Source organism: Clostridium sardiniense (assembly GCF_019753795.1).
In the GTDB taxonomy this organism is placed as follows: Bacteria; Bacillota; Clostridia; order Clostridiales; family Clostridiaceae; genus Clostridium; species Clostridium sardiniense.
In genome coordinates this window covers 114,241-128,420 of the sequence record NZ_JAIKTU010000012.1, presented here as the reverse complement: position 1 = coordinate 128,420, position 14,180 = coordinate 114,241, and the positions used below count along the sequence as shown (strand labels likewise).

The following is a 14,180-nucleotide window of genomic DNA, read 5'->3' as shown; positions in this document are numbered from 1 at the left end:
ATCCATATCGATTATGGTATCATAATCGTGTCGATAAATCTACAAAATTCGACAAAAAATAAATAATTAATTAGGGGGTTCATTTTATATGACGAAAAAAGTATTGTCTATCCTTTTATCAAGCATATTGGCTACAAGTCTATTTGTAGGATGTGGAAGTAAGACAGAGGATAAAGCAACGGGTAAAACTATATCTATACAGGATGCGATGGGTACTGTAGAGATTCCAGAGAATCCTAAAAGAGTAGTTGTATTAACTAATGAAGGTGTAGAAGCACTTCTTTCACTTGGGGTTAAACCAGTTGGGGCCGTAACGGGTGTTATGGGTGAGTGGTATGAATACACTAAAGATGAGCTTAAAGATGTTAAACCTGTAGGAAAAGAAAAGGCACCAAATATAGAAGCAATAGCTGCATTAAAGCCTGATTTAATAATTGGGAATAAAATGAGAGATGAGAAAATATACGATCAATTAAAAGCAATAGCACCAACTGCTTTTTCAGATACAATAAGAGGAGCATGGAAGGATAATTTCCAATTCTATGCTAAGGTTTTAAATAAGCAATCAGAAGGTGATAAAGCTATACAAGAATATGAAAATAAAGTTACTGCTATAAGAGAAAATTATAAAGATAAATTAGATACTGAAATATCTCTTGTTAGATTTATGCCAGGAAAAACTAGAATATATCTTGGAAATACATTTGCAGGAACTATTTTAAAAGAAATAGGGTTTAAGAGACCAGCAGCTCAACAGGGAACTGAATTTGTTAATGAAATTGGTAAGGAAAGATTAAAGGAAGCTGATGGAGATGTAATTTTCTATTTTACTTATGAATTAGGTGATGGAAAAGGTCTTCAAAGAGAAAAGGAATGGATGAATGATCCGTTATTTAAATCATTAAATGCAGTTAAGAATAACAAGGCATTTAAGGTAGATGATACTATATGGAATACAGCAGGTGGTATAAAGGCAGCTAACTTAATGCTTGATGATTTAAATAATATGCTAAAAGAAGAAAAAATTTAAGGATTTGAATAAAGGGTGTGTACTATGTACACACCCTTATATTTACTCAGAATATTTATTTTTTATTATATTCATCAATAAGATCATATATAGTTTTAGATGTTGTATCTTCCATAGTATATCCTATTAGGTCTAATATTTTTTCTAAAGATTCAACTGATGAAGTTTCAATTTCAATATAAGGAAAAGGGCAGAATTCCTTATCATTTATATCTATTTCAACTAAGCCATCTAAAACCTTGTAACTTTCTCTATATTTTTTTATTGATTGACGAAGTTTAAGACCTAGAGCTTTATATATTCCTTCAGCCATAGTTTTATTATCTACTATAACTTCATTTTCTTCCATTTCTTTAAACTTGCCTTGAGATAGCATTTTTTTTGTTGTCATAAAGATTACTTCTTTAGAATTTAATAGATCATTAACTGTTCTAATTCTTGCATATCCTTTAGCTTTTAAAAGTCTACCATCATCAAAGTCATATATATCATTTACTTGATTTTCAGACTTTACCATCTTAGCATCTAGAGCTTTTAGTTTTGCTCTCATATCATCTACATTTATATTTATAACTCTTGTTTCTAACTCTTTTCCCATAAGGTTTTTCCTCCTAAAATAAATACTTTTCTTTAATAGTACATCAAATGAATATAAATTAAAACTAACACAAATAACTAAGTATTATAAAGTTAAGAAAAAAAGACTAATGTAAATAAATGATTAATAAAATAGAACTACTATTAACTTTACATAGAATAATAGATAAAATTAAGTTGTAAACAAAAGAAGAGGTTTGGAGGAATAATGAATTGGAGATATTAGGGATAATTTCAGGTCTTATAGGTGGATTAGGTTTATTTCTATATGGAATGAAGTTAATGGGAGACGGTCTTGAAAATGCAGCTGGAGATAAGCTAAAGAGCGTAGTTGAAAGAGTAACTAGCAATAGAATAATAGGTGTTGCAGTGGGTGCTTTAGTTACAGCGATAATTCAAAGTTCCAGTGCAACGACAGTAATGGTTGTTAGTTTTGTTAATGCAGGAATTATGAATTTAATTCAGGCAACTGGTGTAATCATGGGAGCAAATGTTGGTACAACTATAACAGCTCAAATGGTATCATTTGATTTAGAAGGAATAGCACCTTTTGTAATTGGAATAGGAGTATTTATTTCTCTTATAGCTAAGAGCAAAAAAAAGAGAGATATTGCAAATATTTTATTAGGATTTGGTTTATTATTCTTAGGAATGGGATTAATGTCAGATGCTATGAAGCCAATTGCTGAATCAGAAATGTTTAAAGAATTTGTATTTTTAGTTGGAAACAATATGTTCTTAGGACTTTTAACAGGATTAGTTATGACAGCTATAGTACAAAGTTCATCAGCAACAACTGGGATATTAATTGCTCTTGCAACAACTGGTAAAATAAATCTTTATGTTGCAATTCCAATAATTTTAGGATGTAATATAGGAACTTGTGTAACAGCATTACTTGCAGCAGTTAATGCTAATAGAACAGCAAAAAAAGCAGCAATAATACATTTATTATTTAATATTATAGGAACAATTATATTTATGCCATTTATAGGATGGCTTATAGAGGCAGTTCAAGTAATAAGTCCAAATGAAGTAGTTAGACAAATTGCAAATGCACATACAATATTTAATGTTATAGTAACTTTAATTTTATTACCATTTGCAAATGTATTGGTATTTATAGCAAATAAGATACTTCCAGGTGATATTAAAGTTGAAAAGAATGGTGCATTATACTTAGATGATAATCTACTTGAAAATCCTGTTATAGCTACAATACAAGTTCAAAAAGAAACAATTAGAATGGCAAATAAAGCTAAAGAAAACTTTGAGCTTGCTATGAGATGTTTTAGTGAAGGTAATGAAGAGTTAGCAGAACAAGTTATAAAAAATGAGACACTTATAAATACATTAGAGAGAGAAATTGCAGATTATTTAGTTAAGTTATCTCAATTAGAATTATCAGATGATATAACAAATGATGTTACATCAGCCTTTAATGTAATAAATGATATAGAGAGAATAGGAGATCATGCTAAGAATATATCAGATCTTGCAAGAGAAAAGATATATGAAAAAGTGAAATATGATAGTGAAGATATACATGATCTTCAAGTTATGTATAATAATACTCTAGAATCAATGGAAATGGCTATAAATACTTATGAAGAAAAAGACTTTAAGAATGTAAATTCTCTTAGTAATTTAGAAGATGGTATTGATGCTATGGAAAAAGAATTAAGAAGTAGTCATATAAAGAGACTTAATAATGGAAAGACAACCGCTTATGCAAGTGTAATATTCTTAGATGTTATAAGCAATCTAGAAAGAATCGGAGACCATGCAGTAAATATAGCAGGAGCTATTTCTCAGTAATAAAAAAGAGATAAGATTAAAATACACCACGAATGTTAGATGAAAATAACTAACATTTGGAGGTGTATTTTTTATTTAATGAATTTAATGGGTATGTTAATTAAACTATTCCAAGGAAATTAAGCATATAATATTATTAAAATATTTAATAGAGAGCTTTCTCATGAAAGAAGGTATGATAATTTTGAAGCTAATAAGTAATGTATTAACCAAAGAGCAAGCAAAAGAAATAGTAAATTGGAAATATGAAGGGATATATGAAATTTATAATTTATCAACATGGGATGAGTTAGTTAAAAGTGGATGTTCCTTGTGTGATGATATAAAAAGAAATAGTTTTAGAGGTTATTTAGATGAAGATGAGCAATTAGTAGGGTTTACTAATCTATTAGATGAAGGTGATGAAGTTTTCTTTGGGATAGGTTTAAACCCAAGGATGTGTGGTAAAGGTATTGGAAAGATAATTACTAAGATGGCAATAGAAGAAAGTAAAAAAAGATTTAAAGGAAAAGATATTAAATTAGAAGTTAGAACCTGGAATGATAGGGCTATTAATTGTTATAAGTCTCAAGGCTTTGAGGTTATAGAGATGATTAATAATAAAACTTACATAGGTTATGGTGAATTTTATATAATGAAGTATTTCAATAGTTAAACTTAGTTATTAAAATATAATTAGGTGTTAAACTAGAATACAATTAAGGATTATTAATTTAAAGTAGTAATAGACTTGGAGTTATTACTACTTTTTCTTATTTTTGATCAATAATCTTTTTATAAAAACTATATTTTTTATGTTACAATATAAAATGTTGATAATTTGGTGGAGGTAGTTGTAGGATGGAATACATAAGTGATATTAATATAAATGAAGCTGTAATACATATATTAGATAGCAATGGGGGAGAGCCAGTACTTAATGAATACTCATTAGATTTAAATGAAGATATATATAAATTTGTATTTAAACATATAGAGAAATGTTTTAAGGATGAGGAACTTAAATATGCGAAGTTTAATGAAGGAAGAAGTATAGTAAAAGAAGTAACTCAAGATTACTTAAATGGTATAGATAGTGATTTAATAGGACTTTCAAAGGAACTTGCAAGACAAATGTTTGCTATAATGAATGGTAATGTTAATATACCTTCTTGTGATCTTATAGTGGCATCAATAGTAACAGATCAAGGACCAATGATCGCTATTTTAAAGATGGATTACATAAAGAATTTTACTCATCAAGTTAACTTTGTAGATGATAAAATAGGTATAGGAATCGTTCCACAAGCTGCAGGACTTCCAGGTAGTGGACAAAAGATTCAAAAAGCTGCTTTTATTAAACCTCTAAGAGAAGAAGATAGATATAATCTTATGGTTTTAGATAAGCAAAAGAAGAGCAAAAATGAAGATGAGTATGGGGCTAATTATTTTATAAATAATTTCTTAGGATGTACTATAGTAACTAATGAGAGAGATATGACAAAGAATTTCTTAAAAGCAACAGAGGCATGGACTAGAGAAAATTTTGCTGAGGATGCAGACCAAGCAGAAAAGATTCGTTCAACTGTAAAAGCAAAACTTAAAGAAGAAGAAATAATAAATGTGGATGAGCTTTCAGAAGAGTTATTTAAACATGAAGGGAATATAAAGAATAACTTTTCAAACTTTGTCAAAGAGCAAAGTGTTGAGGAAGTAGAAGTTGATAAGACATGGGTAGAAAAGAAGCTTAAGAGAGTTAGACTTAAGATAGATAAGGAAATAGATCTTTACATAGATGAAGAAGTTTATAATGATTCAAGTAAATTTGAAATAGTTAGAAATGGTGATGGAAGTATAAACATGGTAATTAAGCATGTTAAAAACTATATAGAAAAATAATAAATAATAAAAACATTGAAATAAAAAGGTATTTAATCAAAAGTAAGTAATATTATAATTATCACATTGATTAAATACCTATTTTTTATATATTTATTTAGAGAAAATATAAGCACCTCTAGATTGATTTATATGATTTATATTTGTAAGCACTTAGATTAGTATGGGTATTAAAGATTAATAATCAAAGAGACACACACTAATAGTTAAGCTCATTTTCTTTAATAAAGCTTCCAAGGTATTTAAGTTGAAGCTCTATAGATTCTTTTGCAGGTCCACCAAGAACCTTTCTTCCGCTAACACAAGTTAAAAGATCAATTGTTTCATATACATCTGTTTCAAAGATAGGAGAGAAGTTTTTTAGCTCAGAAAGAGTTAAGTCTGATATACCTTTATGTTCTTTAATACAATAAAGAACAGTTTCGCCAACTATTCCATGAGCTTCTCTAAATGGCATACCCTTCTTTACAAGATAATCTGCAAGATCAGTTGCGTTAGTAAAGCCTTTAGAAGCACCTTCTTTCATAACTTCTTTATTTATTTTCATAGTATCTATCATTCCTGTAAATGTCTTAAGTGAAAGTTTTACTGTATCTAATGCATCAAATAAAGCTTCCTTATCTTCTTGCATATCTTTATTGTATGCTAGAGGAAGGCCTTTCATTAATGCAAGTAGAGTAACTAAATCCCCATAAACTCTTCCGGTTTTTCCACGAACAAGTTCTGCAACATCAGGATTTTTCTTTTGAGGCATTATACTACTACCTGTACTATACTCATCAGATAGTTCTACAAAGTTAAATTCATTTGTACACCAAAGAATAACTTCCTCTGAGAATCTAGAAAGATGCATCATTATAATTGATAGAGTAGAAAGCAATTCTATAACATAATCTCTATCTGATACAGAGTCTAGACTATTTAATGTTATTTTTGAAAATCCAAGTTCTTTAGCAACAAACTCTCTATCAATAGGATAAGTGGAGGTAGCTAAAGCTCCACTTCCTAAAGGCATTTCATCTAATCTTACTAGATAATCATTTATTCTAGATACATCACGCTTAAACATCTCTCCATAAGCCAAAATGTGATGGGAGAAAGTAATTGGCTGAGCTTTTTGCATATGAGTGTATCCAGGCATTATAGTATCTATATTTTCTGATGCTTTATTGTAAATTACTTTTAAAAGTTCAATAATATCTTTTATAAGAAGGGGAACATACCCCTTTAAATAAAGTTTTAAATCAAGAGTTACTTGATCATTTCTACTTCTTCCAGTATGAAGCATCTTACCACAAGGTCCAATATAGTAAGTTAGTAAGCCTTCAATGAAACTATGGATATCTTCAGAAGTTTCATCTATATCTATAACATCATTTTCTAGTCTTTTTAAAAGGTCATTTAATCCAGCCTCAATTTTATTACAAGAATCCTCAGGAATTATACCTTGCTTTTTTAGCATTTTCACATGTGCTATACTTCCTAAGATATCTTCTTTATACATTCTTTCATCTATTCTTATGGATGAATTAAAATCATTTACTAGTGTATTTGTTCCTTCTTTAAATCTTCCGCCCCAAAGTTTCATTTAAATCATCTCCTTAGTTATTCTTTAAATTTTGATCAAGTTTAGCTTTAACAGTTATAGGTAATCCAAAAAGATTTATAAATCCTTCTGAATCATTTTGGTTATAAACATCATCTTCTTCAAAAGTTGCAAACTCTTCACTATAAAGAGAGTAAGGTGATGAAAGACCAGCATTAACTATATTTCCCTTGTATAATTTAAGTTTTACATCGCCAGTTACATTTTCTTGAGTTTTTAAAACAAAAGCTGAAAGTGATTCTCTAAGAGGTGTATACCATTGCCCATTATAAACTATATCAGCAAACTTTAATGCAATCATTTCTTTATAATGTGAAGTTTCTTTATCTAAACAAATAGATTCAAGTTCTTTATGAGAATAGTTTAAGATTGTTCCACCAGGTGTTTCATATACACCTCTTGATTTCATACCAACTAAACGATTTTCAACCATATCAATTATTCCAATTGCATTTTCTCCACCAACTTTATTCAAAGCTTCAATTATTTCAACTCCATTTAAATGTTGACCATCAAGTGCAATTGGTATACCTTTTTCAAAGCTTAGAGTTATATAAGTTGCCTTATCAGGTGCATCTTCTAATGTTTTTGAAAGTTCAAGTATTTTTTTGTAGTCCGGTTCATTTGATGGATCTTCAAGGTCTAAACCCTCGTGACTTAGATGCCAAATGTTTTTATCTTTACTGTAATTAGTTTCATAGGTTATATTTATTGGAATTTCTTTATCAAGTGCATATTTAATTTCTTCTTCACGAGATTTTATATCCCATATTCTCCAAGGTGCGATAACTGGCATATCAGGTGCAAAAGCTTTTATTGCAAGTTCAAATCTAACTTGATCATTCCCTTTACCAGTACAACCATGACAAATAGCATCAGCCCCTTCTTTTTTTGCTATTTCAACTATTCTTTTTCCAATTATAGGTCTTGCAAATGACGTCCCAAGTAAGTATTTCCCTTCATAAATTGCCCCAGCTTGAATAGTAGGGAAGATATAGTCATTTACAAACTCTTTTCTTAAATCTTCAATATAAATTTTTGAAGCCCCAGTATTTATAGCTTTTTCTTCTAAGCCACAAAGCTCATCTTTTTGGCCAACATTTCCCACAACTGCGATAACTTCTGTGCATCCATAAGTTTCTTTAAGCCATGGAATAATAATAGAAGTATCAAGTCCTCCTGAATATGCTAAAACCACCTTGTTATATTTTTTCATAATAAGTGCCCCCTTTTTGTATTACCTTAAGTTGTAATTTAATAAATATTATATTCGCAAAAGTATAATTATGCAACTATTTTTGTATAAAAATTTAAAATATAAATAAATAAACAGAAAATATGCATAAAACACTGAATTTTATGCATACGAGATAGAGCGGAAATCAGAATTAAATTTTAAAAAATACAAATACTAATAAAGGCTATAAATTTAAAATAAAAGAGGAGTGATTTTAATGGCTACATTAAGATGTGGAGTTATAGAATGTGTACATAACCAAGATAACAAGTGTTGTAACCATTCAATACATGTTGGTGGTGGAGAATCAAGGTCATCAGATGAAACAGTATGTGATAATTTTGATGAAAAGGAGCTATCAATGCAAAGTGGGATAGGATGTGGAAGTGCTGGGCAACCAAATCCTAATATGGCAATAGGGTGTGATGTTATAAATTGTATACACAATGAAGAGCAAAGATGTGTATCAAGCTATGTTGATATAGCAGTAGAAAGTTTAAGTAATGATGGTCATGCACAATGTCTATCATTTACTGAGAGACAAAGAATATAATTTAAAAGGTTCTATCTATATAGATAGAACCTTTTTTAAAAAATATTTTTTAGTGATGGGTACTGAAGTTCTTTAATTCTTTCTGCATTGTATTTAATTACATGGAGCGTAGAAAGTGATTCGCTTTCATCTTTACATTTTACAAGTACAGTTAATTTAACTGTATTATCTATAAGAGCATCTACTTCTGTATGATTTATGTATACAGAAGATACTGTTCCATCTTCTTCTAATTTATTAAGAAGTTTAACACTTGCAGCATAAGATTCATCCCATTTTTTAGCGTTTAAAAGTTCTTCAATTTGAGAGCTTTCTGTTGATATATCATTGCAGAGTTGTATTAGTTTCGAATTAGCAAATAGCATGAATCCCATTACTGCCAAAAATAAAATAAGAGAAATTATTACATTTTTCATTTTTTGCTCTCCTTCTCATATTTATCAAAAAGTTGGTATTTAAAGTTACCTTGGGTATCATACAAAGCAATTAGTACTTTTTTTATACTGTCTATTCCATATTCTTTTAATTTATTTTCAATCCACGCTTTATCTTCACCTATTCTAGTTAAAGAATTTTTATTTATTTTTCCATCAGAAATTAATATTCTTGGAAGCAAAAGTGGCTGATTAGAATTAGTGCTAGTATTTCCACTTGAATTATTATTTGAACTATTACCAGAATTACTATTTGAGCTATTACTTGAATTAGTATTTGAATTATTTTTTGATTTAGATTTTTTCTTTTTATTAGAGCTATTGCTACTAGAGCTATTATTATTTGAATTATTAGAACTAGCTCCAAGCTTTGGATTACTTGATTGAGAGCCACTTTGACTAGTACTACTATTAGGAGAGCTACCACTGGAGTTTGAATTACCTGATGATGTTGAAGAACCACCACCAGAAGATCCAGAGGATGAATTAGGTAATACAGAAATATGACCATTTGTTTCAAGTATTGCATATTGTATTTCTTCTAAATCAAAATATCCTAGGAGCCTAATTTCTTCCATTAGTTCATCTATATTTATTTGTTGACCCTTTAAAGCTTTATAATTTATTCTACTTTTATAAATTAATATAGATGGCTCACCCTCTATAATTTTTCTAGTAAATTGGCTTTTTAGTTGAAGCTGTGATAGAAAAATTTTAAGTAAAAGTAAGGTAAGTATAGGAACTACCCCTAAAAGTAATGGTAATCTAGTATCTTGCATTGGAAGTGAAGCTAAATCTGAAATCATAATAGTTATTACAAATTCATAGGGTTGAAGCTCTCCAATTTGACGTTTTCCCATAAGTCTCATTACTAAGACAACAAGAGCATATAAAATTGCAGTTCTTATAAAAACAATAAACATAAATAACACCTCTTAAAATAATATTTGTAGATTTGTTATTTAATATTCAGAATAAATTGATAAAAAGTTTCTATCTTAAAAGTTTCCAGGAGGAATAGAAAGTAATATAATGGTATTAATATAGATATATAAGAATTTAGAGGAGGCAATAAAATGACTAACTTTAATATAACTCTTGAAGATGGAAGACAGGAAAGTGTAGCAAAAGGAACTAAATTCAAGGAATTAATGGATAAATACTATGGAGAAGATGTAAAGAATATTGCACTTTGCAAATTAAATAATGAATATTATGAGCTTTCCCAAGAAATAAAGGAAAGTGGACTTTTAGAAAAGATTCTATTTAATACTGAAGAGGGGATGAATATATATACAAGGACACTTCAATTTATTTTTATTAAGGCAGCTCTTGATATATTTAAAGATTCAAAGATAACTATAGAACATTCAATAAGTAAGGGACTTTTTGGAGAAATCCATAAAGAAAAAGTTTTAAATGAAGATGATGTTATAAAAATAAAAGAAAGAATGAAAGAAATTATAAGAAAAGATGAACCTATAAAAAAAATAGAGGTTTCAAGGAATAAGGCTATAAGTATATTTAAAGACTATGGAATGGAAGATAAAGTAATGCTTTTAGAGTATATGGATTTTGATACTGTAAAGCTTTATGAATTAGAAGGAAGATATGACTACTTCTATGGGAAAATGGCATATTCAACAGGAGTTATAAAAGCTTTTGATTTAATTTTTTATGAGCCAGGATTTATACTTAGAAGTCCGATGCCAGAAGATTTAAATAACCTTCCACCATATAAAGAACAAAAAAGATTATCAAACATTTTTTATGAAACAGAAAGATGGCTTAATATAATAGGTGTTGGAGATGTTGGTAGTTTAAATAATAAGATTGTAAATAATGATCTTAAAGATTTAATACTTGTATCGGAAGCTCTTCATGAAAAAAAAATTGCATATATTGCAGATAAAATATCAGAAAAAAATGGGGTTAAGATGGTATTGATTGCAGGACCATCTTCATCAGGTAAAACTACCTTTGCAAATAGATTAAGTATTCAACTAAGAGTAAATGGGTTTGTACCAGTACCTCTTAGTTTAGATGATTATTTTATAGATAGAGAACTCAGTCCTAGAGATGAAAATGGTGAGTATGATTTTGAATCAATATATTCACTGGACTTAAAGACTTTAAATGAACAGCTAGAAAGATTATTAGATGGTGAAGAAGTTGAAATACCAACTTATAATTTCATGAAAGGGAAGAGAGAATGGCTTGGACATAAAGTTAAACTTCCTCAAAATGGAGTACTGATATTAGAAGGTATTCATGCTTTAAATCCAATACTTACTAAATCAATATCAGATGAATATAAGCACAAAATTTATATATCAGCTTTAACTCAATTAAATCTTGATAATCATAATAGAATACCAACAACAGATGTTAGAAAGATAAGGAGAATAGTTAGAGATTTCTTATCAAGGGGATATGGTGGAGAGGAAACATTAAAGATGTGGCCTTCAATTAAAAGAGGAGAAAAGAAGAATATATTTGTATACCAAGAAGAAGCAAATGATATGTTCAATTCAACTTTAGTATATGAATTATGTGTTTTAAAACCATATGCATTAAATGAATTAAAGAAAATTAGTAAAGAAAGTTCAGTATTCAATGAAGCGCAAAGGCTTATATCATTACTTAATTTCTTTAAAGAAATTCCTATGGATAAGGTACCAGAAAACTCAATATTACGTGAATTTATTGGTGGAAGTTGCTTCTATAAATATTAGAAATTATTAAATAAAAAAGCTCCTTAGAATGAAAATCTAAGGAGTTTTTTTTTATTTTATTTAGTTATAGAATGGGTATAAACTATGCTACGTTTGAAACTTTAATTTTATATTTATTAAAAGTTTCTTCAATAAGAATTTTATTGTTTTTACTCACCTTAAAAGTAAGTGTTTTTCTATTCGTATAAATAACTATACTGAATTTATTTTTATTCTTTGCAGTTTGAACGCTTTTAATCTTAGTATAACTAAAAAATTCGCCTAAATAGCATATACCATCTTGGCAGAATGTAACTTTTAAAGAAAGAACTACTTGATAAATAACAAATAATACAAGTAGTAATATAAGTAAATTCACAGGATCAAAGAGAGATGTTACACCACCTTTTATAAGGGATGTAAATGAGGTTATTATTATAAATATTACAATTAGCACATTAAATATTGCAATATAAGAAAATACTCTAATTGTTATAAATGGTCCCTTTTTTTTATGATTTCTTTCAATAGTAAAACTTCTTGCCATAAAGAAAGCTACAGCTATACATAATAGGATTTCTATTAGTATCGTATAATTCATTAAAATTCCTCCTTCTTATTAGGATAATTACATAATAACAAATTTTTAAAGTCAAAATGTTGAGAGTATGTAAACAATTAAACAAAATATGAAGTAAAAAATAAAGATATCTAAGAAGATATCTTTATTAAAAATTTTATTCATATATTTTTACTTTAACACGATTTTCTCTTAAAAGCTTAGCTAAAGCATCCATCTTTTTATTACCAATTCTAAAAGTTAGAGAATCATTACCAGTTCCAATTAGAACAATTGATGAATGACGCTTTTTACCAATACTTAATTTAGTTATCTTTTTATAGTCAATATATTGCCCCATACAAAGTAAGCCATGATTAAATAAAACTAACCTTGAGGCTTGGAAAGTTTGGAATACAAATAATATTAATATAAAAAGTATAAATATGTATTTAAATGAAAATAGATTAATACCGTTTGCTGCTATGTATGCAAGAGGGATAATAATTAAACCTATGTTTATTAAAGCTACACCTGAAAAGATAATAAATCTTGTTTTTGTAGATGTTTTGCTAGATATGTGTTCAATATAAATTGCTTTACCAACTAAAAATACTAGAGTTAAAACAATAACTATATTAAGTGCTATAGAAAAAAATTTCATAAGAGTCCTCCTTAAAAATTTATATACTTTAAATTTTATAGCTAAAAAAAGATAATGGTGTGAATAAAGTGTTAAATATTAATAAAAGAAATAACTTCTAAATATCCAAAAAACTTGTACATTTATGATAAATGTAGTTAAATTATTATGTAATCTAGACAAATAAATGAGGTGTTACTGTGAAAAACAAGGAAATTAAAGATTATTTAAAAGATATAACAAAGGCATCAGCATATTTCATATTTAGAAATGGTCCAGTTAAGAAGCTGTATGAAGATGGGAAATTAACCGATGAAGAGGTTAAAGATATGCAAGAATATCTTCAAAATCATTTAGCATACCTGTATAATGTCCTTCTAGAAGAAGGTAACATTAAAAAATTTGATTTAATAACATCAACTATGAATAAATTCTATGTAAATGATGAGTCAAATATAGAAATTAAGGACGATGGATTTGATAACTTTTATAAGAGTCTTTTTGAGCCAAAGACAGTAGATACAGGAATAAAGTTTAAATAAAAATACCTCGCATAATTAATGCGAGGTATTTTTATTATTCTCTTATAACTTTTATTTTTCTACTTTTCAATATTTCATAGAAGTCATCAGCAGACAATTTATTAATTGAAAAATTAAAAGTTGTCTTTTCGAATTTTAATTTTAATAAATACCTATTTTCAGATTTCTTTTTAAATATAACAGAGTTTATTTCTTTATAGTTCACATTATAGTACATGTAATAAAGTGAGCTATGTGTAAGCAATATTTCAGTATTAATAATAGTATTTAGTATCAAAATTAAAATTATTATACTAGATAATATTTTTTCAGGAATTGAGTCTTGATCTACAAAGATTAAGTAAACACAAGCTATAATAAGTAAAATTATTAATGTTATTGTAGATGATAGATTATAATTTTTTATTATTACAAAGGGTCCTTCTTTCTTTAAAGCTACTCTTTTAAAGTAGTTTTTAAGCATAGCGAAGGAGTATACAAGAATAAATACTAATTCTATAATTAAGAATAAATTCATAGGTTTTCCTCCTTTTAAATTAACATTAATAGTAAGTTAAATATAACATCAT

General features: G+C 27.9%; 15 protein-coding genes and 1 pseudogene. 7 read left to right on the top strand and 9 right to left on the bottom strand.

The annotated features are described in order from the left end of the window. Nucleotides 1–88: 88 nt before the first annotated feature. Nucleotides 89–1,030 carry an ABC transporter substrate-binding protein gene (locus K5V21_RS14760; protein ID WP_221861932.1) on the top strand — a complete coding sequence of 314 codons (942 nt, stop codon included), beginning with the start codon at nt 89–91 and terminating at the stop codon, nt 1,028–1,030. A 55-nt stretch (nt 1,031–1,085) separates the two neighbouring features. Here K5V21_RS14760 and K5V21_RS14755 read toward each other — a convergent pair whose 3' ends face one another. After that, a complete protein-coding gene (locus K5V21_RS14755) occupies nt 1,086–1,628 on the bottom strand; it encodes a class IV adenylate cyclase (protein ID WP_221861931.1) in 543 nt (180 codons plus the stop codon). 212 nt (nt 1,629–1,840) lie between these two features. Between K5V21_RS14755 and K5V21_RS14750 the strand changes: the two genes are divergently transcribed. From K5V21_RS14750 to K5V21_RS14740, 3 genes are all read left to right on the top strand, one after another. After that, entirely contained in the window at nt 1,841–3,445 is a 1,605-nt protein-coding gene (locus K5V21_RS14750) for a Na/Pi cotransporter family protein (protein WP_204594792.1), read from the top strand. 163 nt (nt 3,446–3,608) lie between these two features. After that, nucleotides 3,609–4,100, top strand: a complete 492-nt coding sequence (locus K5V21_RS14745; protein WP_245000739.1) for a GNAT family N-acetyltransferase — start codon at nt 3,609–3,611, stop codon at nt 4,098–4,100. A gap of 185 nt (nt 4,101–4,285) precedes the next feature. Continuing rightward, a complete protein-coding gene (locus K5V21_RS14740) occupies nt 4,286–5,323 on the top strand; it encodes a nucleoid-associated protein (protein WP_221861930.1) in 1,038 nt (345 codons plus the stop codon). 199 nt (nt 5,324–5,522) lie between these two features. Here the strand turns inward: K5V21_RS14740 and argH are convergent, their stop codons facing one another. Both argH and K5V21_RS14730 read right to left on the bottom strand, forming a co-directional pair. After that, nucleotides 5,523–6,911, bottom strand: a complete 1,389-nt coding sequence (argH, locus tag K5V21_RS14735; RefSeq protein ID WP_221861929.1) for an argininosuccinate lyase — start codon at nt 6,909–6,911, stop codon at nt 5,523–5,525. A gap of 13 nt (nt 6,912–6,924) precedes the next feature. Next, nucleotides 6,925–8,145, bottom strand: a complete 1,221-nt coding sequence (locus K5V21_RS14730; RefSeq protein WP_221861928.1) for an argininosuccinate synthase — start codon at nt 8,143–8,145, stop codon at nt 6,925–6,927. A gap of 238 nt (nt 8,146–8,383) precedes the next feature. Between K5V21_RS14730 and K5V21_RS14725 the strand changes: the two genes are divergently transcribed. Beyond that, nucleotides 8,384–8,719 (top strand): DUF1540 domain-containing protein, encoded by a 336-nt coding sequence (locus K5V21_RS14725; protein WP_221861927.1) that lies wholly within the window; start codon nt 8,384–8,386, stop codon nt 8,717–8,719. A 35-nt stretch (nt 8,720–8,754) separates the two neighbouring features. On the opposite strand, the gene K5V21_RS14720 is transcribed toward K5V21_RS14725, so the two are convergent. From K5V21_RS14720 to K5V21_RS14715, 3 genes and pseudogenes are all read right to left on the bottom strand, one after another. After that, nucleotides 8,755–9,135 carry a DUF4363 family protein gene (locus tag K5V21_RS14720; RefSeq protein WP_221861926.1) on the bottom strand — a complete coding sequence of 127 codons (381 nt, stop codon included), beginning with the start codon at nt 9,133–9,135 and terminating at the stop codon, nt 8,755–8,757. Next, the gene (locus tag K5V21_RS19690) at nt 9,132–9,335 is read right to left on the bottom strand and encodes a YetF domain-containing protein (protein WP_330657425.1); all 204 of its coding nucleotides are present in this window, start codon (nt 9,333–9,335) and stop codon (nt 9,132–9,134) included. Before K5V21_RS19690 ends, K5V21_RS14720 begins: the two co-directional genes overlap by 4 nt. Nucleotides 9,336–9,641: 306 nt before the next feature. After that, nucleotides 9,642–10,076: pseudogene (locus K5V21_RS14715) on the bottom strand (DUF421 domain-containing protein); the annotation flags it as partial. A 153-nt stretch (nt 10,077–10,229) separates the two neighbouring features. Here K5V21_RS14715 and K5V21_RS14710 point away from each other — a divergent pair. Next, nucleotides 10,230–11,888, top strand: coding sequence for a nucleoside kinase (locus K5V21_RS14710; protein WP_221861925.1), 1,659 nt, complete (start codon nt 10,230–10,232; stop codon nt 11,886–11,888). A gap of 82 nt (nt 11,889–11,970) precedes the next feature. Here K5V21_RS14710 and K5V21_RS14705 read toward each other — a convergent pair whose 3' ends face one another. Both K5V21_RS14705 and K5V21_RS14700 read right to left on the bottom strand, forming a co-directional pair. After that, a complete protein-coding gene (locus K5V21_RS14705) occupies nt 11,971–12,468 on the bottom strand; it encodes a hypothetical protein (RefSeq protein ID WP_221861924.1) in 498 nt (165 codons plus the stop codon). 136 nt (nt 12,469–12,604) lie between these two features. Continuing rightward, nucleotides 12,605–13,090, bottom strand: coding sequence for a DUF986 family protein (locus K5V21_RS14700; RefSeq protein WP_221861923.1), 486 nt, complete (start codon nt 13,088–13,090; stop codon nt 12,605–12,607). Between the two features lie 179 nt (nt 13,091–13,269). On the opposite strand from K5V21_RS14700, the gene K5V21_RS14695 reads away from it, so the two are divergent. Beyond that, the gene (locus tag K5V21_RS14695; protein WP_221861922.1) at nt 13,270–13,611 is read left to right on the top strand and encodes a hypothetical protein; all 342 of its coding nucleotides are present in this window, start codon (nt 13,270–13,272) and stop codon (nt 13,609–13,611) included. Between the two features lie 34 nt (nt 13,612–13,645). Here the strand turns inward: K5V21_RS14695 and K5V21_RS14690 are convergent, their stop codons facing one another. After that, complete coding sequence (locus K5V21_RS14690; RefSeq protein WP_221861921.1) at nt 13,646–14,128, bottom strand: hypothetical protein; 483 nt, start codon at nt 14,126–14,128, stop codon at nt 13,646–13,648. Nucleotides 14,129–14,180 lie beyond the last annotated feature (52 nt).